The organism is Asticcacaulis sp. MM231 (assembly GCF_964186625.1).
Classification (GTDB): domain Bacteria; phylum Pseudomonadota; class Alphaproteobacteria; order Caulobacterales; family Caulobacteraceae; genus Asticcacaulis.
This window is the reverse complement of the sequence record NZ_OZ075108.1, coordinates 2,839,477-2,862,500: the sequence shown is the minus strand read 5'-3', so window position 1 is coordinate 2,862,500 and position 23,024 is coordinate 2,839,477. Positions and strand designations below refer to the sequence as shown.

Annotated in this window: 14 protein-coding genes, 1 tRNA gene, 2 rRNA genes and 2 pseudogenes; 12 read left to right on the top strand and 7 right to left on the bottom strand. The window is 53.9% G+C overall.

Features of this window, described 5'->3' with window-relative positions; genetic code table 11:
• Window positions 1-13 precede the first annotated feature (13 nt).
• The 3 genes from ABQ278_RS14020 (at window position 14) to ABQ278_RS14010 (ending at window position 3,334) form a co-directional block, all read left to right on the top strand.
• A 23S ribosomal RNA gene (locus tag ABQ278_RS14020) occupies window positions 14-2,795 on the top strand.
• Between the two features lie 179 nt (window positions 2,796-2,974).
• Window positions 2,975-3,089, top strand: a 5S ribosomal RNA gene (gene rrf / locus ABQ278_RS14015).
• Between the two features lie 168 nt (window positions 3,090-3,257).
• Window positions 3,258-3,334 (top strand) — tRNA-Met (locus tag ABQ278_RS14010).
• A 192-nt stretch (window positions 3,335-3,526) separates the two neighbouring features.
• On the opposite strand, the gene ABQ278_RS14005 is transcribed toward ABQ278_RS14010, so the two are convergent.
• From ABQ278_RS14005 to tnpB, 3 genes are all read right to left on the bottom strand, one after another.
• Window positions 3,527-3,799 (bottom strand): hypothetical protein, encoded by a 273-nt coding sequence (locus tag ABQ278_RS14005; protein WP_349320124.1) that lies wholly within the window; start codon window positions 3,797-3,799, stop codon window positions 3,527-3,529.
• Entirely contained in the window at window positions 3,799-5,481 is a 1,683-nt protein-coding gene (locus tag ABQ278_RS14000; protein WP_349322173.1) for an IS66 family transposase, read from the bottom strand. The genes ABQ278_RS14005 and ABQ278_RS14000 overlap by 1 nt, the downstream gene beginning before the upstream one ends.
• A gap of 91 nt (window positions 5,482-5,572) precedes the next feature.
• On the bottom strand, window positions 5,573-5,920 hold the full coding sequence (tnpB, locus tag ABQ278_RS13995) for an IS66 family insertion sequence element accessory protein TnpB (protein ID WP_349319573.1): 348 nt from the start codon (window positions 5,918-5,920) through the stop codon (window positions 5,573-5,575).
• A 440-nt stretch (window positions 5,921-6,360) separates the two neighbouring features.
• Between tnpB and ABQ278_RS13990 the strand changes: the two genes are divergently transcribed.
• Window positions 6,361-7,647 carry a site-specific integrase gene (locus ABQ278_RS13990; RefSeq protein WP_349320123.1) on the top strand — a complete coding sequence of 429 codons (1,287 nt, stop codon included), beginning with the start codon at window positions 6,361-6,363 and terminating at the stop codon, window positions 7,645-7,647.
• Between the two features lie 443 nt (window positions 7,648-8,090).
• On the opposite strand, the gene ABQ278_RS13985 is transcribed toward ABQ278_RS13990, so the two are convergent.
• Window positions 8,091-9,437 (bottom strand): IS1380 family transposase, encoded by a 1,347-nt coding sequence (locus ABQ278_RS13985; RefSeq protein WP_349320122.1) that lies wholly within the window; start codon window positions 9,435-9,437, stop codon window positions 8,091-8,093.
• A 140-nt stretch (window positions 9,438-9,577) separates the two neighbouring features.
• On the opposite strand from ABQ278_RS13985, the gene ABQ278_RS13980 reads away from it, so the two are divergent.
• The 3 genes and pseudogenes from ABQ278_RS13980 (at window position 9,578) to ABQ278_RS13970 (ending at window position 15,964) form a co-directional block, all read left to right on the top strand.
• Window positions 9,578-10,417 carry a tyrosine-type recombinase/integrase gene (locus ABQ278_RS13980; protein WP_349320121.1) on the top strand — a complete coding sequence of 280 codons (840 nt, stop codon included), beginning with the start codon at window positions 9,578-9,580 and terminating at the stop codon, window positions 10,415-10,417.
• A gap of 12 nt (window positions 10,418-10,429) precedes the next feature.
• Window positions 10,430-11,636 (top strand): annotated as a pseudogene (locus tag ABQ278_RS13975) (IS91 family transposase).
• A 725-nt stretch (window positions 11,637-12,361) separates the two neighbouring features.
• Window positions 12,362-15,964, top strand: coding sequence for a hypothetical protein (locus ABQ278_RS13970; protein ID WP_349320120.1), 3,603 nt, complete (start codon window positions 12,362-12,364; stop codon window positions 15,962-15,964).
• 825 nt (window positions 15,965-16,789) lie between these two features.
• On the opposite strand, the pseudogene ABQ278_RS13965 reads toward ABQ278_RS13970, so the two are convergent.
• The 3 genes and pseudogenes from ABQ278_RS13965 to ABQ278_RS13955 all read right to left on the bottom strand — a co-directional run bounded on the left by ABQ278_RS13965 (window position 16,790) and on the right by ABQ278_RS13955 (window position 20,338).
• Window positions 16,790-17,996 (bottom strand): annotated as a pseudogene (locus ABQ278_RS13965) (IS91 family transposase).
• Window positions 17,997-18,008: 12 nt separating this feature from the next.
• Entirely contained in the window at window positions 18,009-18,884 is an 876-nt protein-coding gene (locus ABQ278_RS13960; RefSeq protein WP_349320119.1) for a tyrosine-type recombinase/integrase, read from the bottom strand.
• Between the two features lie 128 nt (window positions 18,885-19,012).
• Window positions 19,013-20,338, bottom strand: a complete 1,326-nt coding sequence (locus ABQ278_RS13955) for a diguanylate cyclase (protein WP_349320118.1) — start codon at window positions 20,336-20,338, stop codon at window positions 19,013-19,015.
• 286 nt (window positions 20,339-20,624) lie between these two features.
• Here ABQ278_RS13955 and ABQ278_RS13950 point away from each other — a divergent pair, with 286 nt between their 5' ends.
• The 5 genes from ABQ278_RS13950 to istA all read left to right on the top strand — a co-directional run bounded on the left by ABQ278_RS13950 (window position 20,625) and on the right by istA (window position 23,000).
• Window positions 20,625-20,795 carry a hypothetical protein gene (locus tag ABQ278_RS13950; protein ID WP_349320117.1) on the top strand — a complete coding sequence of 57 codons (171 nt, stop codon included), beginning with the start codon at window positions 20,625-20,627 and terminating at the stop codon, window positions 20,793-20,795.
• Between the two features lie 9 nt (window positions 20,796-20,804).
• The gene (locus ABQ278_RS13945; protein WP_349320116.1) at window positions 20,805-21,311 is read left to right on the top strand and encodes a sigma-70 family RNA polymerase sigma factor; all 507 of its coding nucleotides are present in this window, start codon (window positions 20,805-20,807) and stop codon (window positions 21,309-21,311) included.
• On the top strand, window positions 21,301-21,909 hold the full coding sequence (locus ABQ278_RS13940) for a hypothetical protein (RefSeq protein ID WP_349320115.1): 609 nt from the start codon (window positions 21,301-21,303) through the stop codon (window positions 21,907-21,909). Before ABQ278_RS13945 ends, ABQ278_RS13940 begins: the two co-directional genes overlap by 11 nt.
• A 235-nt stretch (window positions 21,910-22,144) precedes the next feature.
• Window positions 22,145-22,363, top strand: a complete 219-nt coding sequence (locus tag ABQ278_RS13935) for a hypothetical protein (protein WP_349320114.1) — start codon at window positions 22,145-22,147, stop codon at window positions 22,361-22,363.
• 31 nt (window positions 22,364-22,394) lie between these two features.
• Window positions 22,395-23,000, top strand: a complete 606-nt coding sequence (gene istA, locus ABQ278_RS13930) for an IS21 family transposase (protein ID WP_349320113.1) — start codon at window positions 22,395-22,397, stop codon at window positions 22,998-23,000.
• Window positions 23,001-23,024: the final 24 nt, after the last annotated feature.

The window sequence follows — 23,024 nt, the reverse complement described above, 5'->3', positions numbered from 1 at the left end:
TTTCATTGAGAACGATCAAGCGTTAAAGGGCTTCTGACGGATGCCTTGGCGTAGAGAGGCGATGAAGGACGTAGCAAGCTGCGATAAGATGCGGGGAGGCGCTAGCACCCATTGATCCGCATATTTCCGAATGGGGAAACCCACCTTTACGGCTCTCTCATTTATCCAAACCTTCTGGTTTGGTTAGATGAGTTAGTTGTTGAAAGGTATAATAAGCTGAATACATAGGCTTATTAAGCAAACCCGGTGAACTGAAACATCTCAGTAACCGGAGGAAAGGACATCAACCGAGACTTCCCTAGTAGTGGCGAGCGAACGGGAACCAGGCCAGTGCTCTTGTGACATAAAGCCGAACGATCTGGAAAGGTCGACCATAGCGGGTGACAGTCCCGTAGGCGTCAAATAGCAAGAGACTCGAGTAGGGCGGGACACGTGAAATCCTGTCTGAACATGGGGGGACCACCCTCCAAGCCTAAGTACTCCTCTACGACCGATAGTGAACAAGTACCGTGAGGGAAAGGTGAAAAGCACCCCGACAAGGGGAGTGAAACAGATCCTGAAATCGGAAGCCTACAAGCAGTCGGAGCCCCCCAGCGGGGTGACGGCGTACCTTTTGTATAATGGGTCAGCGACTTCATGTGCCGAGCAAGCTTAAGCCGTTAGGTGTAGGCGTAGCGAAAGCGAGTTTGAATAGAGCGTTAAGTTCGTCGCATGACGACCCGAAACTAGGTGATCTATCCATGAGCAGGATGAAGGTTGGGTAACACCAACTGGAGGTCCGAACACGTGAATGTTGAAAAATTCTGTGATGACTTGTGGATAGGGGTGAAAGGCCAATCAAACCTAGACATAGCTGGTTCTCCGCGAAATCTATTTAGGTAGAGCGTCGAATGTATTCCTTGGGGGGTAGAGCACTGGATGGATGCGGGCTGCGCGAGCGGTACCAATTCTAACCAAACTCCGAATACCCAAGAGAACTGTTCGGCAGACACACTGTGGGTGCTAACGTCCATGGTGAAAAGGGAAACAACCCTAACCTGCATCTAAGGCCCCCAAATTATGGCTAAGTGGGAAACGATGTGGGATTGCTTTGACAATCAGGAGGTTGGCTTAGAAGCAGCCATCCTTTAAAGATAGCGTAACAGCTCACTGATCAAGCGATCCTGCGCGGAAAATGTAACGGGGCTAAAGCCATGTGCCGAAGATCAGGGCTCCTTCGGGAGCGGTAGCGGAGCGTTCTGTAAGCCTGTGAAGGTCAATCGTGAGGTTGGCTGGAGGTATCAGAAGTGAGAATGCTGACATGAGTAGCGATAAAGAGTGTGAGAGACACTCTCGCCGAAAGACCAAGGGTTCCTACGTAAAGCTAATCTGCGTAGGGTTAGCCAGCCCCTAAGGCGAGGCCGAAAGGCGTAGTCGATGGGAACCAGGTAAATATTCCTGGGCCAGTATGAAGTGACGGATGAGGTAACTTGTGAGGGCTTATTGGATTGCTCCTTGCAGGGAACTTGTCCCTGGAAATAACTCATACAGAGACTGTACCCGAAACCGACACAGGTGGTCAGGTAGAGTATACCAAGGCGCTTGAGAGAACTATGCTGAAGGAACTCGGCAAATTACACGCGTAACTTCGGGATAAGCGTGACTTGTATTTGGGCAACCAGATGTAAGTGGCACAGGCTAGGGGGTAGCGACTGTTTATCAAAAACACAGGGCTCTGCGAAGCTGTAAAGCGACGTATAGGGTCTGACGCCTGCCCGGTGCCGGAAGGTTAAAAGGAGTGGTGCAAGCTGCGAATTGAAGCCCCGGTAAACGGCGGCCGTAACTATAACGGTCCTAAGGTAGCGAAATTCCTTGTCGGGTAAGTTCCGACCTGCACGAATGGCGTAACGACTTCCCCACTGTCTCCAGCATAGGCTCAGCGAAATTGAATTCCCCGTGAAGATGCGGGGTTCCCGCGGTCAGACGGAAAGACCCTATGAACCTTTACTATAGCTTCGCCTTGGCGTTAGCAGCAACATGTGTAGGATAGGTGGGAGGCTATGAAGCGAGGGCGCCAGTTCTCGTGGAGCCATCCTTGAAATACCACCCTTATTGCTGTTGACGTCTAACCGAGATCCGTTATCCGGATCCGGGACATGGCGTGGTGGGTAGTTTGACTGGGGCGGTCGCCTCCCAAAGTGTAACGGAGGCGCGCGATGGTGGGCTCAGAACGGTCGGAAATCGTTCGACGAGTGCAATGGCATAAGCCCGCCTGACTGCGAGACTGACAAGTCGAGCAGAGACGAAAGTCGGCCATAGTGATCCGGTGGTCCTGCGTGGAAGGGCCATCGCTCAACGGATAAAAGGTACTCTAGGGATAACAGGCTGATTTTGCCCAAGAGTCCATATCGACGGCAAAGTTTGGCACCTCGATGTCGGCTCATCACATCCTGGGGCTGGAGCAGGTCCCAAGGGTATGGCTGTTCGCCATTTAAAGTGGTACGTGAGCTGGGTTCAGAACGTCGTGAGACAGTTTGGTCCCTATCTGCCGTGGGTGTACGAGACTTGAGAGGATCTGTCCCTAGTACGAGAGGACCGGGATGGACATACCTCTGGTGGACCTGTCGTGGCGCCAGCCGCGCAGCAGGGTAGCTAAGTATGGAATAGATAACCGCTGAAAGCATCTAAGCGGGAAACTAGCCTCAAAACAAGGTCTCGCTGAGGATCGTGGTAGACCACCACGTTGATAGGCTGGGTGTGGAAGCTCCGTGAGGAGTGAAGCTAACCAGTACTAATAATCCGATAGGCTTGATCGTTCCTCAATTAAATTTATGTGTGCTCAAGCCGCGAATGCGGTAGCACAGTCCATAATGGAACAACATCAACATACACTGAAATTAATGTCATACCTGCTTGCCGCCTTAATCAGCCGGGCAAGCACGTTTAGCGCTAAAAGCGCACGCAATGTCTTCTCAAAACCCCTGTAATCTGTTGACCTGGTGGCTATGCCGGAAGGTCCCCACCCGATCCCATTCCGAACTCGGTCGTTAAGCCTTCCTGGGCCGATGGTACTTTGTCTTAAGTCACGGGAGAGTAGGTCGTCGCCAGGTCTACAGATTACAGAGGTTTATAGTGCTGAAAAGCACAGCTCTTCATTACAAATACACACTCGACCGTCAGGCCATTCGCTTGGCGGTCGTTTGTGTTTCTTACATATGGATCCACTTCAAAGTACCCAAGGGCTAAGCCCGAGGAAAACTGGAAAGTGATGTTGGTGACGCGGGGTGGAGCAGCCCGGTAGCTCGTCAGGCTCATAACCTGAAGGTCGTCAGTTCAAATCTGGCCCCCGCAACCAAAAATACAGCGAATACAACATATTATGAGCCTCCTTCGGGAGGCTTTTTTGCGTTTTAAGCCCCAAAACGCCTAACACCAACCTAGCACAAAATTTGTCATTTTACCGCTTAGGTGGTAACATCGTCTTTGACACGTTTTTCTAGGGGAATGACGATGGGTACCCATTCGCCCAAGGCCACAGGGGGTATGATTATTTCTTTTTGTAGAACAGTTCAGTTTTCTTACGTTGCTCGACGTAATGCTCCCGATTGTCTTTCAGAGCCTCGATCAGGTAGTCGATCCCATCTGTGTTAAAAACAGTAATCAACTCCTTTGTTTCATCGGCTGGGTAATCGTCGTAAACGGTAAAGCACCCGTCTTCAGAGAACATTTCTATCGTTACTTCGCGTAGAAGATCTTCGTCTTCCTCGAGCTGCCGGGCGACATATTTAAGCGTAAAAAAATGACTGTCGCGATATGCCATCAGTCCGCCTGAGTTTTGTTTTGGGTTGAGGGCTGCCAGTTCCAGGGGAGCAGCTCATCAAGACGTCGAGCGGGATGCTCTGCAATACGCGCGAGGATATCAGCAAGCCAGATCTGCGGATCGATTTTGTTCATCTTGGCGGTAACAATCAGACTGTACATGGCCGCAGCCCTTTGGCCTCCGCGATCTGACCCACAGAAGGTCCAGTTTCGACGGCCCAAAGCTATGCCTCTTAACGCCCGTTCGGCAGCATTGTTCGACAGACAGACCCGACCATCCGTCAGGAAGAGTGTGAAGGCGTGCCAGCGGCTGAGCATGTAATTCAAGGCTTTGCGCAGGTCATGCCCGTTAGGCAGCTTCGCTTTCTGATCTTGCATCCAGGGCTCCAGATCGTCGATGATGGGTTTACTTAGCATTTGGCGGACAGCGTGACGCTCTTCAGGACTTTTGCCATTGATGCCACGCTCGATCTCGAAGAGGGCATCGATCCGGCGCACCATTTCCATGGCAACAGGCGACAGGACGGACGGCTTCTTACCTTCGGCCTTACGGCGTGCATTCTGTTCGACGTCGGCCATGATGAAGAAGGGCCTCCTCGCATGCGCCCAGCAGGCAGCTTCTAAAATGGGCCCGGGACTTCGCCCCGGTTTATAAATTTCACCATACCCGGAGTAGGCGTCGGCCTGGAACAGACCTTTAAATTTAATCAGATGCGCTTGAGGATGTTCTCCACCGCGATCGCGGGAATAATAGAACATGGCCGATGGTGGCGACGTGCCCCCGAAGGGCTTGTCGTCTTTTACATAGCCCCATATTCGGCCCGTAATCGTCTTCCCCTCTGCCAGAACAGGCACTGTGGTGTCATCGCCGTGTAAACGCTCGGCCTTGAAGGTGTGCGCCTCAACCAGTCGGATCAGAGGCGCCAGCGCCAGACAGCTGGCGCCAACCAGATCAGCGACCGTTGACAGGCTGATCGGTACCCCTTCCAGCGCATAGCGCTCAATCTGACGATTGAGAGGTTGGTGCTGACCGAACTTCTCGAACAGGATCATGGCTATAAGGCTGGGGCCGGCCCACCCCCGTGGAATGGTATGGAACGGCGATGGCGCCTGGCTGATTTTCTCGCAATCCCGGCATGAGAACTTCTCGCGTACGGTTTCAATGACCTTCCACGTGCGCGGAATAGATTCGAGCGTCTTCGTGACATCTTCGCTGAGCTTGCGCAGACGATCGCTGCCACAGCAGTCGCAGACGGTTGGTCCAGGCACAACGACGCGTTCGCGAGGCAGGTGTTCTGGGAAGTTTAAACGGGTATGAGGCCGGCTGCGCGTAAAGCCAGCCACATGCGTCGCTTTTGAGACCGCCATCTCCGCCAACAGCTCGGCTTCCGTCGCTGTCGCCTCAAGCTCTTCAAAGGTCATTTCAAGCTGATCGGTCAGGCGGGCCGATCGTTCAGATGTCTGGCCATGGATTTGCCTCTGAAGCTTCTCGATGACAAGCTTCTGGTGGGCGATTATCGCCATATCCTCAGCTGCCTTGGCCTGAGCCACAGCGTATTCCGCCGCAAGGGTGCTGTGAGACGCCGATTTATGCCTTAGGGCCTCTTCAGCTGCCAGCCGTTCTGAGCGCGCTAATACCAGCTCCGCCCGTAGGGCAGCGACATCATCCGGCAAGGCGTCCAGGGCGTGATCCATATACAGGAATGAATCATAAATCCCTTTCCCTGTATAGGGTTTTCGCTATATCTGATTCAACATTCTGTGACCTTAAATCCTAGCCGGCGCTGGTCGGTCGCCAGCTATGTTGGGGATTTCTCCACTCAATACCTTCGAGCAAAAAAGACATCTGACCGCTCGTCAGCTGGATCGCGCCGTCAACGGTTGAAGGCCAGATGAAGCGTCCATGGTCCAGTCTTTTGGTATAAAGCGACAGCCCAACCCCATCATGCCAGATCGCCTTAATCAACCGACCACTACGCCCCCGGAAGACATAGACATCGCCGGCGAAGGGCTGTCGGTGAAGATGTTCCTGGACCAACAAGGACAGTCCAGTCATGCCTTTCCTCATATCGAAGTGACCTGTGGCAATCCAGATTTTAGCGCCCGAACCGATGGGGATCATCGCAAGCTCTTCATGATCGCCGAGACCAGTTCAAGAGAAGCCCCAGCGCCAATGCTCACACGAGCGCCGATTTTGAAGTCGACTGTTATCAAACCCGCGCCTGACTCTGACCCAGCGCCCGCCGGCCCATCCGCAAGTATAGCGGGACTGAAAGAAACGCCGCTGCTGGCCGCCAGAAACTGATCCCGCCATCTGTAAATCAGGCTTGTCGCCACATCGAACTGCCGGGCAACCTCTGTCACGCTCGAACCAGGCGAAAACGCCAGAGAGACAATCTCGCGACGCTGACTATCATGCCATTTCCGCCGACGTTCCGGGCCATTTAATAGAATTCCACGCGTCATAATTTGCAGCCTGCACTCGTAAGGACGTCCCTAACAGCGCAGCATCACAGATTAAATGCGCAATTGGAATGTGGCCCCTTACGGAGGGATACGACGATGGCAAACCACGAGATTTTAAGCGGCAAGGTGCAGCTCTACCGCCGCACCAATAAGACATGGCACTGCTCCGCCAGCATCGATGGCGTCCAGCATCGATCGAGCACCAAGGAAGAAGACCTCGCTCTGGCGCGCATCGCGGCCGAGGACTGGTATCTGAATCTGCGCGGCCTGTCGCGCGTCGGCCTGATCAAGAAGAAGGAGATCACCTTCGCTAAGGTCGCCGACCAGTTCGAGGTGGAATATGAAACCATTACTGAAGGGCAGAGGAGCCCGCGCTGGGTCGAGGGTCACAAGCATCGTTTGCGGCTCCACCTGAAGCCGTTCTTCGGCGCGCTTGGAATCTCCGATGTCACGGCAGGCAAGGTGCAGGCTTATCGTGTTCACCGCGCCGGCCAGACGGGGCGCAAGCCCAAACCGCCGAAAGAAGGAGAGGAGCCGGTGGCACCTAGGCCGCCCTCGCGCTCGACCATCCATGATGAGATCGTCACCCTGCGTCAGGTGCTGAAGACGGCGCAGCGCCACGCCTGGCTAACCCATCTGCCGGACCTGTCGCCGCCTTACGGCACGCGCGGAAAGATCAGCCATCGGCCGTGGTTTAGCCCGGTCGAGTACAAGGCGTTGTACACCGCAACTCGCGACTATGCGAAAACCGTGCATGAGCGCCACCGCTGGAATGCCGAGCAGGTCCACGACTTTGTCCTGTTCATGGGCAATACCGGCTTGCGGCCCGACGAGGCCAAAAATCTCCAGCATCGTGACATCGCCATTGTGAAAGATGAGGACACCGGTCAGCGTATCCTGGAGATCGAGGTACGCGGTAAGATCGGTGTCGGTTACTGCAAGTCGATGCCGGGCGCCGTCGTCGTCTATGAGCGTCTGTTAAAGCGGGCGAAGCCCACCCCTCGTATCAAGCTGACAGCAAAGCAGAAGCGGGCAGAGGACACTATCATGCCCGACGTCTCATACCCTCAGCCGAAAGACCCGGTCTTCCCCGGGAACCATATCAAGCTGTTCAATAATCTCCTGGAGCGTAATGGCCTGAAAGAGGATCGAGACGGCCAGTTGCGCACGGCCTATTCCTTGCGTCACACCTATATCTGTCTGCGCCTGATGGAAGGCGCGGACATCTATCAGATCGCCAAGAACTGCCGTACCTCGGTCGAGATGATCGAGAAGTATTACGCCGCCCACATCAAAAACACGCTCGACACCTCCGCCATCAACCGTCGCCGGCCACGGCGCAAAGGTGAGGTGCAAGCGCCAGACCTGCACACCGATGAATGAAGCGCGTTCATCAGAGACGGAACCGGCTCCGCGCGAAACCCACCAGACCGGCACCGGTCTGGGTTTGCCCGGCGAACGCCGAGCAGGCAAACAACGCCGAACGGCCCCCTGTCTATAGCTGTCTCTTCCGGAGTTGGCCCAAGGACTAAACCGCTGGCGCGGTAGTTTTGCACGTCAATAGTAGAGAACAGTAGCGCGATGGGCATGTCCTGTCTTGAGATAGAGGGCTTCGAACCACCTCACTCAAGACAGGAGCTCCCCCATGAGCGACGAGACAGTTAGCCCATCCTATTCACGGTAGCTTCGTTCTCCCTTTCCTTTGAGATGAGTTTTTCACGGCCGCAATTGTGGGCTTCGTGTTTTTCGCCACGCGCTGAGGGGTTTGTTTTTCTCCGATGGGGTTAATGAGGATGTCGGTGGCTTTGGGGGCATAGCCCCATCCTTTATGAAGGCGCCGGTTTGAGGCCCGCCATGATTTGGCGGAAGAGTGCGGCCTCAGGGCAAGCGGCGGCGAAGGCGATCTTGACGCGGTGGGCGGTCTCTTTAATCCGGGCGCCGATCTTCAGTAAGCGCAGCCGGAGGGTCCTGAACTCGGCTTTTGCCAGCGCGTGGGTCTTGGGTATCTGATCTCTGACGGCCAGCATCAACCAATAGGCCGCCGTGTGCAGTATCAGCCGCATCTGATTGGCCAGAGGACAGCGACAGGAGGTGCGGTCACTTTTGAGCTGTGCTTTGTGCAGTTTGATGAGGTTTTCCGCGTTGGCTCTGGCGCAGTAAAGCTTTGCGTACAAGGTTTCCGGGTCGGGATCAGTCAGGGATGTCACGACGAAGCGATTATCGAGACCGAGTGGGGTCGCCTCTATCCGGGCGATGACGCGTCGCTCGCATCCCCATGAGGCAGCGCCATGGCTGACTTCGGTATAGCCGCGTACAGCCGCCGCGTCCTCTTCGGCGCGCACAACACGGATGTGGTCGGCAAACGCCTCGACCTTGGCATGCAAGGGCCTGGAGCCGGCCAGCCCGAAGATATAGTCGACGCCCTTTCGTTCGGCCCAGGCCATGACCTCGGGTCTGGCGTAGTGGCTGTCACCGCGCAGGGTGATGTGGGTGTTGGGCCAGTGCTTGTGGATACGACGCACGATCTTGCGAACCCAACCTCGCACCTCCTTGCCTGAAGGGGTTTTACCCGGTCGTAGGATGACTACGACTGGCCGCCCCGTGGCGACGTCGTAGACGTGGATGGGTTTAAAACAGTACTCCCCTTCATGGGCATTGAAGAACGACAGCTGCTGCCGACCATGGACGACGTCGACCGTGTCATCGATATCGAGGGTGATCGCAGCCGGGATCGCAGATCCAAAGCTATGGCAATACTGATCGATTAGGGCATAGGTCAGTCTGACGAGGCTGCGAAGATCCGGAGCATTCTCAAGGCGCGACAGCGTCGGTTGCGAGCACAGGTCCTTGCCTGCCTCGGGCAGTCGACCGCACGCCAGTTTGAACGCGGGATCCGTGCGCAAAGAGGCCAGATCGTTGCCGTCCTCATAGCCACAGGCGATGGCGAAGATGCGGGCCTTCAGGATGGAGGCAAGGGAATGGGTGACCGAAAATGGATTGCGACGGTCCGGTATCAGCCGCCAGAGCCGGTCGATGATCCCGATGTGGCGTTCTGCGGCCGACAGCAGCATGACGCCACCATCAGAACTGATACGCCCGCCATCGAACGCGGCGGTGATTTTCTTGCGCGAAACGCTTGGCAAATCAAACGGAAGATCGGTATTCTGGTCCATGGCAGGTGTGGCCTTGGCTGTTAGGGATTTAGGTCAGGTGTGGTAACCAGAATCTATTCCAAAACAACGCCTTAAGCTACACCTGCTGCAACATTTTGCCGAGACCGTGAATAAGCCAGGTTAGTCCGCTACGCCGGCGCATGATTGAAGAGATGACGATCCGTCAGTTTTCTCCAAAGGTCCAGAAAGATTATTTGCGGCATGTGAAGAACTTTGCCGTTTTTTTGGGTCGTTCCCCGGACAAGGCGGATTTTGAGGATATCCGCCGATACCAACTTCACCTGTCCACCTCTGGTCTTGGCGTTCCGAGCCGTAATATTGCCATGACCGCCCTACGTTTCTTCTTCCGGGCGACGCTGAACCGGCCTGAGGTCACGGATCGGGTTGTCTTCGCCCGGGAAGCACGGCGTTTGCCGGTCGTTCTTAGCCAGGAGGAGGTCGCCAGGTTTCTGGCTGCCGCGCCCAACCTGAAGGCCAGGACGATGTTGACCACGGCCTATGCGACCGGGCTGCGGGTCCATGAGGTGTCCGTTCTAAAAGTCGGCGACATTGATAGCGAACGGATGGCCGTTCGAGTTGAACAGGGCAAGGGTCGTAAAGACCGTTATGTCATGTTGTCGCCGCAACTCCTTGAGTTGCTGCGTACATATTGGTCTCAGTATCGCCCGCGCTATTGGCTGTTCCCAAGCCCCTGGAATGAAGGCATAGCGCCATTGACGCCCCGCCAGATCAATCGCCTCTGCCACGTAGCCGCGGAACAGGCCGGGATAGTTAAGCGTGTGTCCCCACATACCTTACGTCACAGTTTCGCCACCCACCTTCTCGAGAACAAGACCGACATTCGCGTCATCCAGGTTCTGCTCGGCCATAAGAAACTTGACACCACGGCGCTTTACACCCGGGTTGCCCTCAAAGCGATTGGCGAGATCACCAGCCCCCTTGATTTTCTGCCCGTTGCGGAAGTAAGGCCGCCAGCCTGACCGGTAGATTCCGTGTCACGCCCAACACTGGAGGTCGCGGATATCTTCCGCCGCTTTGGCTCGGCTTGGCGATCCGCCAACGCCGGACGGATCAGTCTTGGACAATTGAAGGTCATGTCCGCCATCGAGTTCTTGCCGAACGGCAGCCCTTGGGGGCCATGTCGAGGCGTGTATGGATTGCGCGCACCTGCTTATTTTCTACAACTCCTGCCGCAACCGGCACTGCCCAAAGTGTCAGGCAATGGCCGCCAAGCAATGGTTGGCAGATCGTGAAGCCGAACTTTTGCCGGTTCCCTATTATCACGTCGTCTTCACCCTCCCGGCAGCTATCGCCGACATCGCCTATCAGAACAAAGCCGTCGTTTACGACATCCTGTTCAAGGCCGCATCGCAAACGCTCATCACCATCGCTGGAGATCCCAAGCATCTGGGCGCAAAGATCGGTGTGACAGGCGTGCTTCACACCTGGGGATCGGCCTTGACCCACCATCCCCATGTCCACATCATCGTGCCTGGAGGGGGCATATCACGCGATGGCCTGAGCTGGATTGCCTGCCGCCCCGGCTTCTTCCTGCCCGTCCGGGTTCTCTCACGCCTGTTTCGCCGATTGTTTTTGGAAAAGCTCAAGGCCGCACACAACGAAGGGCGACTTCAGGTCTTCAATGAACTCGCCAGATTGGCAGATCCAGACACCTTCAATGACTATCTCGCACCACTTCGAAGAACCGAGTGGGTCGTCTATTCGAAGAGACCCTTTGGCGGACCAGAAGCTGTCTTGGCTTACTTGTCGCGGTATACCCATCGCGTTGCCATCGGCAACTCACGACTGATCGCCATCAACGATGCCGGGATAACCTTTAAATGGAAAGACTACCGGGCCAGCGGCAAAGACCAGGCCAAGGTCATGACGCTATCCCCTAACGAATTTATCCGTCGCTTCCTTATCCATGTGCTTCCCAGTGGATTCCATCGCATCCGCCATTACGGCTTGTTCGCCAATGGTGGCCGGACTGAGAATATCGCGCGGGCGCGCAAATTGCTCAATGTGCCGGAACCACAATGTCCAACTGAACCAGAGCCCGCGAATGATAACGAGCTCCCATCACGCCCCAATCCTTGCCGCTGTTGCGGGGGGCGTATGGTCATGATCGAAACCTTCGCGCGCGGGTGTTTGCCCCGGCATCAGCCCGTACCTAAAATCCGGATCGACACATCATGACTGACGCTATCGCGCAACAGAACAACGCATGTTGGGCAATGTGCCGCTGTCTTAAAAGACAGCGATCGGCACCGTCGTTGCCAAATTGGCGTTCCGGTCAATGCCTGGGCCAGTCAGCCGATAGCAGTTGGCAGAGAACCTATCAAAAGCCACACTCTGTGATCGTCTTCGCAACCAACGGGATGCATAAAAAGGCTCAAATGGGCATCACCCCAAGTGCCAAACTTACCAAATCCCCATAGGCTGGCATAATCAAAGCTCGACATTCCCGCGCCTTCCTCCCTGGAGGCTTATCCGACGCCTGCCTTCAGGATTGGATCAACGTCGGCGCTCGGCAGGCATCCGATAACCCTATACCTTAAGAGACATTCAGGTCCTTGGGCTGTAGGCCAAAAGCGGACGCACTCATCTCTCAAAAACCTGTTCTGAGACCTTAAATCGCGAGTTTTTTCCGGAGACAGGTGCGAGAGGAGATTTAATGCTGGAAGCCTATACATACGAATTTCAGAACCTTCTCCCAAATATCGCCGTTTTGAGAAGCGCAGCCTTTTAGCCATCACGGTTCCTGCCTGAAGTTTAATATGGCGCAAGCGGTCATCCCGGCCGAAGACCGGCGACGGACGCCATGAGCAGACGGGCGGATAAATATCTCGGCTTTAGGTGGATTACTCCGTCTACTATGCTAAAAATTGCAAACGCAAAAAATGGTTCAAGCGAGGGGCAAAGTGCTGAAGCTGCTGAAAAAAATAAAGAATGTCATAGAGACATTGGAGGAGTGGATAGAATCAAGGAGCGGGGATTCACCCGATCTCTCTGGATTCGTGGACTTGGCGCCGACCGATAAAGCAGATGCAACAGGTGTTTATACCAAGGCGCTACTATTTGCGACGCAGAATCCCAACATCACAAACATTGCATTGACTGGGCCATACGGCTCCGGAAAGAGCAGTATCATTCGGACGTTTCTTAAGCGCTACAATAGTGCGACCTTAAATATATCCCTGGCGGCGTTTGTTCCAGAAGTCGTCGATAGTTCTGCAGTCGTGACAAAGCAAGAAATTGAGAGGAGCATATTGCAGCAAATGCTCTATGGAGCGGACGCGAATAGACTGCCGCTATCGCGATTTAAGAGAATCCAGACACCAGGTAAGTTAGCAGTTTTTGTATCGTTTTTTACGTTAGTCGGCTCAGTAGCCACCTGGCAGGTGTTCTTCAAACACCCGGAAATATTTGATCCGATCTTTTTCTCCAAAATTGATGGTACGAAAATCCCGCTCTTGGGATTGCTCGCCGTGAGTACAATATTCATATGGGTTGCGTTGCATTACGTGTACATCCGCAGCATGGGCATATCGTTAAAGAGCATATCCCTCAAAGATATTGAGCTTACGCCGAGTGATGCAAAGGAAGAATCTATTTTAAATCGGCACTTAGACGAGATTATTTACTTCTTTCAATCAACAAAATATAAGTTAGTAGTCATCGAAGATTTAGACCGATTCAATAAACCCGATATTTTCGTTACGTTGCGTGAGATAAATAGTCTAATAAATGCGAACGCGGGTGTACATCGAACAGTCCGCTTTTTGTACGCCATTCGCGATAATATGTTCGAAAATACGGAGAGGACAAAATTCTTTGAATTTATCATCCCGGTCATTCCGATAATAAATACCTCCAATTCCATAGATAAAGTCTTAGAACATGGAAAGAGATTGGCCATATATGAAAAGTTAGATAGTCAATTCCTTCGAGAGGTTTCCCGTTATCTAAACGACCTTCGACTTATACAAAATATATTTAACGAGTATAAGATTTACGTTTCAAATCTAGAGGCAGACGGCGAGTCTGTATTCAATCCAAATAAGCTGCTCGCGGTTCTAATCTATAAAAATATACTACCCAGTGATTTTGAGGAATTGCACAAGAGGAAGGGGTTGCTTGCGGGAATATTAGACAAGCACGTAGAATATATCGCCCGCGTAGAGACCGGCTACAAGGCGCAAATTAACGAGATTGAGAAGCAAATATTAGCTGCGGACGCACAGTTTCCGGCAGATTTACAGGAGCTCCGAGCCATTTACGCTATGGCCCTGATAAAAAGGCTTCCCACGCACTTTAATGCTGTCGGTATACAAGGGCAGGGCGAGGTCCACTACGGTGAAATCACGAGTTATCCGGCATTCGATCAAATGGTGGATTCCCATAACGTGTTGGTTCGAAACGCTCAGCAGGGCTACGCTGCCCAGCACGTGGATATTTCGGGCTTTCAAAAGGCAGTCAATCCAAACAAGACATACCTAGAAAGAAAGCAGGAGCTGGAGCGCACATCCAGTGACTTCAAAGAGCGTTGCCTAAAATCTATCAAAGATATTCGAAGTCAAATTGCCGGTCTGCGCCTGGCGAAATTCAACGAGATTATCCGACACGAGTTAAACACATCTGCCGGCCTGTTCGATATTTTTGAAGAGAACAAAAATTTGGCTCAATATCTAGTATTAGAGGGTTACCTTGACAATTCTTACTACCAATACACATCGCTGTTTCATTCTGGTCGACTATCGCCGAATGACAATAAGTTTCTAATCCAGATACGCAGCTTTAATAATCCCGAACCGGACTTCCAGATTGACAACCCTAAAGAAGTTATCGCAGCAATGCGACCGGATGACTTCCTTCAAAACTTCGTGCTCAACAAAAGCTTGGTAGACTGTTTGTTGAGTAATCCGGTGACCTATCGGGACCAAATTTCTAAAATGCTCGAATTCATTTCGTCGAATTTTGGCGAATGCGGCGCGTTTTTCGAAATCTATTACGAAGGTGGCACCCACATTCCGGAGCTGCTCCTAGCACTGATTGGACAGTGGCCAGGGTTTCCTCAAGCTGCCATAGCGAACAGGGGAAATTTATCCCACGCAGCCTACATCCTAACGCAACTGACACTTGATCGTTTGGAAACGCTCAAAAAAACAGACCGAGCATTTTCAGACTTTGTTTCCGATAATCTCCCCGGAATTTTGGCTCTGGGAATTGATCTTGAGCCTTCACGCTTGGCAATCATTCGGCCGGACGTGTCCAATCTTACCAGCATCGAAGCGTATCCGAGTGTTTATCGCTTCGTCACCGACGAGGGTATGTACAAACTCTCTGTCGATAATATCGACTCAATCTTCCGATGTGTGCTGGGATCGGTCAATTTGTCAGATCTGCACTCAAAACATTATTCAACTGTCCTGGCCTCGGCTAATGCCCCACTGATCGCGCGAATTGAGCGAGACTTCGACGTCTATCTGACAGAGGTCCTGCTGCAAATCGATGAAAATGTGAGTGAGGATACTACTGCGGTCTTGTCTATAATCAATCGTGAGCAGCTTGCCCTCGAAGATATTGAAGCCTTTGTCGAACAACAGATTGGAAAGCTGCCCTCCCTCGCAGAGGTGTCAAGACGGGTACAGCCAATTCTGCTCAACGATCAAAAGGTCGAAGCGACCTGGGAGAACTGCCTTACATTCATTTTGAACGAGGACTTTAAGGCAGATATCTTGACCAGGTTTGTACAGGGAGGGCAATCGCTGACCCAACTGTCAAAACTGGACATCCCAATAGAGGACGCTGTCCTTCCATTGCGCCAATATCTAATTGGAAACGATGATCTGCCCAACGATATTTACCGAACCTATGTCAGGAAGCTGCCTAGGCCCTTCCCGAAGTTCCCGACGTCAATCGGTTCGGATAAGGTCAGGATACTAATCGACGAGCGCAAAATAACATTCAGCATGGAAAGTTATGAGCGTCTTGATAATTTTGCGGACCTTCAATTGCCGTTTTTGGTGAAAAATATTGCCTCATATCTTACGATGGCAGACAAGATCCCCCTGACTGATGACCAGCGCGAAGCGATCATCAAATCTGACGTCAACGACGGACAAAAGCGGAAGATAGTTGAGGCGATGGACATACCGTCGTTTGCGGGCCTTCCGGCTCGCTGCGCCATCGTGGGGCCAGTCCTAGATCGCACAGACGTCAATGTTCCGGGACTTACGGCAGAGACGGCGCAAGCCTTAGTGATTCATTCAAAGCCTATCGCTGTGCAAATTTCACTGTTCAACAAGCTGAATCACCATCTAAGTGACGATCAGGTCCGAACGACTCTACAAGCTTTGCCGTCTCCCTTCAGAGATATAAAGCCTGGCTGGTCGCGGCCGCAAATCGAAGGAACGCCCAAGAATTTAGAGCTTGTGGAATGGCTGAAACGGCGCCAGCTCATTTCCTCTTGGAAAGAGGCGACGTTTAGCGACGACATTGTGATCCACAACTTCAGAAGCTAGGTGAAAGAACAGCACCTCCGCTCTTGGGCTTTACGAACTTCCCTAAAGGTCCGCCTTGGGCGCGAGGGAGACCGGAACCAAGTCGGACCGATTAGAAGAACTGAAGGCGGTCGCTCAAACCACACTATGGGGCTATTTCTAAGATCGAGGGGAAAATGGGAAAGCATAAAGAATACTGGTTTAGATGGACGTGGTTTGGCAGCGCTACCCCCATACACCCTATGGGCGCGCTGACGTTGTTCGGCGGCATCGCCGTTGCATTTGCCATATTTTATTCGGGCCTTTGGCTCCTGCATAACGGCTACGCCAGTTTTGGAAAGCCTTTGTTCGGAGTTTTTGCAGTGTGGATCTTGTGGCTAATAATATTCATTTCAGCGAAAACCGAGCGTCGAAACTAAGGTTCGTCAGGCTTATTGAGTTGTCCACTTTGGGGAATGATACGTTGTCGCAACTGCGATGTCCGCATTGGTATAGGGTTATCGGATGCCTGCCGAGCGCCGACGTTGATCCAATCCTGAAGGCAGGCGTCGGATAAGCCTCCAGGGAGGAAGGCGCGGGAATGTCGAGCTTTGATTATGCCAGCCTATGGGGATTTGGTAAGTTTGGCACTTGGGGTGATGCCCATTTGAGCCTTTTTATGCATCCCGTTGGTTGCGAAGACGATCACAGAGTGTGGCTTTTGATAGGTTCTCTGCCAACTGCTATCGGCTGACTGGCCCAGGCATTGACCGGAACGCCAATTTGGCAACGACGGTGCCGATCGCTGTCTTTTAAGACAGCGGCACATTGCCCAACATGCGTTGTTCTGTTGCGCGATAGCGTCAGTCATGATGTGTCGATCCGGATTTTAGGTACGGGCTGATGCCGGGGCAAACACCCGCGCGCGAAGGTTTCGATCATGACCATACGCCCCCCGCAACAGCGGCAAGGATTGGGGCGTGATGGGAGCTCGTTATCATTCGCGGGCTCTGGTTCAGTTGGACATTGTGGTTCCGGCACATTGAGCAATTTGCGCGCCCGCGCGATATTCTCAGTCCGGCCACCATTGGCGAACAAGCCGTAATGGCGGATGCGATGGAATCCACTGGGAAGCACATGGATAAGGAAGCGACGGATAAATTCGTTAGGGGATAGCGTCATGACCTTGGCCTGGTCTTTGCCGCTGGCCCGGTAGTCTTTCCATTTAAAGGTTATCCCGGCATCGTTGATGGCGATCAGTCGTGAGTTGCCGATGGCAACGCGATGGGTATACCGCGACAAGTAAGCCAAGACAGCTTCTGGTCCGCCAAAGGGTCTCTTCGAATAGACGACCCACTCGGTTCTTCGAAGTGGTGCGAGATAGTCATTGAAGGTCTCTGGATCTGCCAATCTGGCGAGTTCATTGAAGACCTGAAGTCGCCCTTCGTTGTGTGCGGCCTTGAGCTTTTCCAAAAACAATCGGCGAAACAGGCGTGATAGAACCCTGACAGGCAGGAAGAAGCCGGGGCGGCAGGCAATCCATCTCAGGCCATCGTGTGATATGCCCCCTCCAGGCACGATGATGTGGACATGGGGATGGTGGGTCAAGGCCGATCCCCAGGTGTGAAGCACGCCTGTCACACCGATCTTTGCGCCCAGATGCTTGGGATCTCCAGCGATGGTGATGAGCGTTTCCGATGCGGCCTTGAACAGGATGTCGTAAACGACGGCTTTGTTCTGATAGGCGATGTCGGCGATAGCTGCCGGGAGGGTGAAGACGACGTGATAATAGGGAACCGGCAAAAGTTCGGCTTCACGATCTGCCAACCATTGCTTGGCGGCCATAGCCTGACACTTTGGGCAGTGCCGGTTGCGGCAGGAGTTGTAGGAAATAAGCAGGTGCGCGCAATCCATACACGCCTCGACATGGCCCCCAAGGGCTGCCGTTCGGCAAGAACTCGATGGCGGACATGACCTTCAATTGTCCAAGACTGATCCGTCCGGCGTTGGCGGATCGCCAAGCCGAGCCAAAGCGGCGGAAGATATCCGCGACCTCCAGTGTTGGGCGTGACACGGAATCCACCGGTCAGGCTGGCGGCCTTACTTCCGCAACGGGCAGAAAATCAAGGGGGCTGGTGATCTCGCCAATCGCTTTGAGGGCAACTCGGGTATAAAGCGCTGTGGTGTCGAGCTTCTTATGGCCGAGCAGAACCTGGATGACGCGAATGTCGGTCTTGTTCTCGAGAAGGTGGGTGGCGAAACTGTGACGTAAGGTATGTGGGGACACACGCTTAACTATCCCGGCCTGTTCCGCGGCTACGTGGCAGAGGCGATTGATCTGGCGGGGCGTCAATGGCGCCATGCCTTCATTCCAGGGGCTTGGGAACAGCCAATAGCGCGGGCGATACTGAGACCAATATGTACGCAGCAACTCAAGGAGTTGCGGCGACAACATGACATAACGGTCTTTACGACCCTTGCCCTGTTCAACTCGAACGGCCATCCGTTCACTATCAATGTCGCCGACTTTTAGAACGGACACCTCATGGACCCGCAGCCCGGTCGCATAGGCCGTGGTCAACATCGTCCTGGCCTTCAGGTTGGGCGCGGCAGCCAGAAACCTGGCGACCTCCTCCTGGCTAAGAACGACCGGCAAACGCCGTGCTTCCCGGGCGAAGACAACCCGATCCGTGACCTCAGGCCGGTTCAGCGTCGCCCGGAAGAAGAAACGTAGGGCGGTCATGGCAATATTACGGCTCGGAACGCCAAGACCAGAGGTGGACAGGTGAAGTTGGTATCGGCGGATATCCTCAAAATCCGCCTTGTCCGGGGAACGACCCAAAAAAACGGCAAAGTTCTTCACATGCCGCAAATAATCTTTCTGGACCTTTGGAGAAAACTGACGGATCGTCATCTCTTCAATCATGCGCCGGCGTAGCGGACTAACTGTCTCGTCGCTCATGGGGGAGCTCCTGTCTTGAGTGAGGTGGTTCGAAGCCCTCTATCTCAAGACAGGACATGCCCATCGCGCTACTGTTCTCTACTATTGACGTGCAAAACTACCGCGCCAGCGGTTTAGTCCTTGGGCGCTCAACCGACTTGGGTGGGAATGTCGTCGCCATTGTAATTGCTAACGGTAACGCGGTTGCGGCCAGTTTCCTTGGCTTTATACAGAGCAGCATCGGCCGCCTCCAGCAGGGCGATCGGCTCGGTTGTTTGCTTAGTTGTCGCTACACCGATGCTAACGGTCAAATTCAAATTGCCGCTGCCCGTCTCGAGGCAGGTTGAGGCGATGACCTCCCGTAGACGCTCTGCAACATCTACAGCGCCAAACGAATCCGCTCCCGGCAGGATTGCCACGAACTCTTCGCCACCGATCCGGAAGACCTTGTCGAAAGGACGCACGTTGCGCCTCATGGCATCCGCTATTACTGAAATGGCCTGATCCCCGACCGCGTGGCCATAGGTATCGTTGACGCGCTTGAAGTGATCTATATCCACCGCCATGAGCGCAGTTTGTTCGCCGAAACGCTTCTGGCGTGCGCTAACCTCGACCATGGCTTCGTCAAAGGCGCGGCGGTTGCCGAGTTTTGTCAGGCTATCCTCATGTGCCAGCGTCGACAACGCTTGTTCCGAGTCGTGGATGCGGCCGATCATCCGATTAAATTCTTCGGCGACGCGTTGGAGTTCGGGCGGTATTGCAATTTCGATCCGGTGATTGCGATCACCCTCGGCGAAGCGGGAGGCGCCTGCAACGAGTCGATCGACGCTGCTAGCCATAACACGGCCAATTAAATAGACGCCGGCAAATACCATTTGGAGCGCCAATACCGCTGCAATGCCCGCGATCCAGATCGCATGATCATAGGCGCGAACGGCAGTGTCGTGGTCATCGTTAAGGTCTGCCGCTAAGCGTTCGTGAATAGTCGTCAACTTATCGTTGGCCGCCGTAATTTCGTCCTGAAATTGGCGTTGGAGCTTCAGTTCTTCAGGCGTTGCGATAAGCGTTGCCTCCGCAATAAGGCTGTTCGCGTATTGATCGGCGCTCGCCCAGTTTGCTTGCGCCCGCGTCAATAGGGGAAGCAACGATGGCTCGTCCTTAAGCGCCTCGCTCACACTGGAAAATTCGAGTTCAATCGTTTTTCTTTGGGCGCGATAGGTGTCGAGCGATCGATAGTCTCTAAGTTCGACATAGTCATCGATTGAAGGATCGGTTTCCAGGATCAGTACCCGCAAATTCTGAACTGGCAGAATTTCATGACGCTGACGATGTGCGACGTCGTTGAAAGGGTGGATGACGCCCAGATCAAGCAGAACAAAGCCGCCGATTGCGGAAACGGTCAACGGGGCGAGTGCCGTAAACATACCCAGGGCGACCCAAAACCGCAGAGATTTTCCCTGAATGAATTTAAGCAACCGTTCCTCCAACACGCGACATACAGTCCGTTATGATGGCACAATTTCCTATACAAACGGTTGACCTCAAAAAAGTCGATTGGCCTGCAATATTAAGCGCTACAAGTGTAATCGCGGCAAATGTCCGTTTATGGGGAACCCTTGCGGTAGCCAACTCAATGTCCGGAGTGGGCGCACAGGAGTAAAGGTTGCAATAAGGAAGGCCTGAAGATTATTTACAACGACCTGTAAGTTTCGCGGATAAGCTTGCGTCTAATCTCCTGACACCCTCAAGAAGGAGACCGATATGTTGGCATTTTTTATTGAACCAAAGCACCGCCTTGTGGCGTTTTTCATCGCGATAGCGCTGGCGATATCGGGCCTTGTATATGGATTCAGCACCGGCGCGTTCCAACAAAACAACCGCGAAGCGCTGAGGGCCGAGCGTGAAGCCGCCAAGGTGACGGACGTACGCTAAAGGAAGCTTATGCCAGAGGCGGACCACGATTTTGCCGGATGGATCACGCCGCACCTGAACCGGTTGGCGCGGATCAGCCGTGCCTTCGCCGCCCCGGCTGATCAGCACGACCTCATGCAGGAACTGCTGATTTCGGTGTGGAAGGCGCGTCCGGCCTTTCGTGGTGAAGCGTCGCCGGCGACCTTTATTTACCGCGTGGCCCATAACCGTGCCCTGACTTGGAAACGGCGCGATACCCTCATGGGCCTGCGTTTTTTCAATGCGCGGCATGAATTGGCGGATGTGGCCGCCGATACTTGCCGTGAGTTTGATCAACAAAGGCTGGATAGGCTTTATACCGCTATCCGTCAGCTTGCGCCGGTTGACCGGTCGTTGATGCTGCTGTCGCTGGACGGTGTGGCCTATGCCGACATGTCTGCGCTACATGGCCTGAGCGAAAATACAATTGGCGTCCGCCTGAGCCGTGCCCGTGCGCGGCTGGTGGCCATTGTCGGGGAGATGTCTGATGGATTTTGATACCCTTGAGCGCCTGTGGCGGAGTGAGGCCAATCATCAGGCCAGCGTGGCTGAGACCTATGTCGTCAAATCAACCCTGAAGACACTGAAAAACCGGCGGCGCAAGGTCGCAACCGGTATGGGGCTGGTTGGACTCGCCCTGACGACATGGACATTTATGATTCTCTATGCCTTAGCCGTGGGCAAGATCGCTAGTCTTGCTCGTGAATGGGGGATAGTCGCGCTGCTCATCGTCTCATGGGTAGCTTTCTTTGCAGCGATTGTGCAACAATGGCGGCATATGAATGCGCACCCGCACACGACCGACACCATGCCGGAAGTTCTCCGGGCACTGATTGATGAGAACCGCACTGCGCAAGCCAGAACCCGCATGATGGCGATGGCGCTGATCGCCTTTATAGCGGTTTTGGGCCTATGTCTGTGGCAACTTTATTCGGTCGGTAAGATGGAGCTACAGCATGTGGTGCAAGGCTCGATCCTTTTCGGTGCCGCCCTGGGGCTATCGAGCCTTATGCACACCATACGATATGTGCGCTTATTACGACCAGAAGGTAAGCGGTTGCAACGCCTGCTCGACCAATACGAAGTCGAGAATTGACATGCATACTGTTCAACCGGATGCAACCATGTTGGGATTCTCAGACCCGAAACCGTTTGCTGTCTGCTTTCGGGAAGGTTTTAATCAAGCAGATACTCCCTCAGTTCCACTTCCCCCGGTGGCCGGTCAAAACGGGCCACTTGTGGCCACCTCAAAACGGGCCAGTTGAGGCCCCATAAATTAAGGTCCGCAGCAGATGTTATTCCACCCCCTCATTTGATTGAGGGAGAGAGAGTTGAACATCTTGCAGGCACATCTTCGCCAGAGCGTTATTACCCTTCTCGAGAAAGGGATCAGCCACCGAGAGATCGCGCGTCGTCTTGAGATCAATCGCAAGACGGTTGGCCTGATCGCCAAGGAACTTTCAAAACGGGCCAAGGTGGCCACCGATGCTGAGGCAGTGGCGGATTTCAAAATCCCGCACCCCGGCCGCCGGGTTTTCCACGGCCGCTGAGCAAAACGGGCCAGGGTGGCCACCGGCCTCCGTGGCTTCGGTATCGGCCTGTGAGCCGCATCGGGCGTGGATCGAAGACCAGGTCCGTCTGGGCCGCAATGCCATGAGTATTTATCGCGAGCTTGTCGACCGCCATGGCTTTGATCACCAGTACAACTCCGTCAAACGGTTCGTGGGTGGACTGAAGCAGACGGACCCGGAACGGTTTGACGTTCTTGAGTTCCCGCCTGGCGAAGAGGCGCAGGTCGATTACGGACAGGGCGCACCGACGCTGGCGCCCAATGGCAAATACAAGAAGCCGTACCTGTTCGTGATGACGCTGAAGTACTCCGGCAAGAGCTTCCGCAAGGTGACCTGGAAAACCAGCCAGGGTATCTGGGCGCAGCTTCATGAAGAGGCTTTCCGAAGCTTTGGCGGCTGTCCCGGTTACGTCGTTCTCGACAATCTGAAGGAAGGCGTCATCAAGCCAGACTTGTATGAGCCAAGGCTCAATCCGGTCTATGCGGCGTTTCTGGCGCACTACAACGTCGTCGCCGATCCGTGCCGTGTGCGAGATCCAAATCGCAAGGGCACCGTCGAAAATGCGATCCAACATACGCAAGGGGAGCTGAAGGGACGGCGCTTCGAGTTCGATTGATGATCAGAACGCGCACCTGCTGCA

Coding starts and splice junctions, on each gene's coding strand:
- ABQ278_RS14005 (WP_349320124.1), bottom strand. CDS start 3,799: ATGGCATATCGCGACAGTCATTTTTTTACGCTTAAATATGTCGCCCGG.
- tnpB (WP_349319573.1), bottom strand. CDS start 5,920: ATGATCCCCATCGGTTCGGGCGCTAAAATCTGGATTGCCACAGGTCAC.
- ABQ278_RS13990 (WP_349320123.1), top strand. CDS start 6,361: ATGGCAAACCACGAGATTTTAAGCGGCAAGGTGCAGCTCTACCGCCGC.
- ABQ278_RS13985 (WP_349320122.1), bottom strand. CDS start 9,437: ATGGACCAGAATACCGATCTTCCGTTTGATTTGCCAAGCGTTTCGCGC.
- ABQ278_RS13980 (WP_349320121.1), top strand. CDS start 9,578: ATGATTGAAGAGATGACGATCCGTCAGTTTTCTCCAAAGGTCCAGAAA.
- ABQ278_RS13960 (WP_349320119.1), bottom strand. CDS start 18,884: ATGAGCGACGAGACAGTTAGTCCGCTACGCCGGCGCATGATTGAAGAG.
- ABQ278_RS13950 (WP_349320117.1), top strand. CDS start 20,625: ATGTTGGCATTTTTTATTGAACCAAAGCACCGCCTTGTGGCGTTTTTC.
- ABQ278_RS13945 (WP_349320116.1), top strand. CDS start 20,805: ATGCCAGAGGCGGACCACGATTTTGCCGGATGGATCACGCCGCACCTG.
- ABQ278_RS13940 (WP_349320115.1), top strand. CDS start 21,301: ATGGATTTTGATACCCTTGAGCGCCTGTGGCGGAGTGAGGCCAATCAT.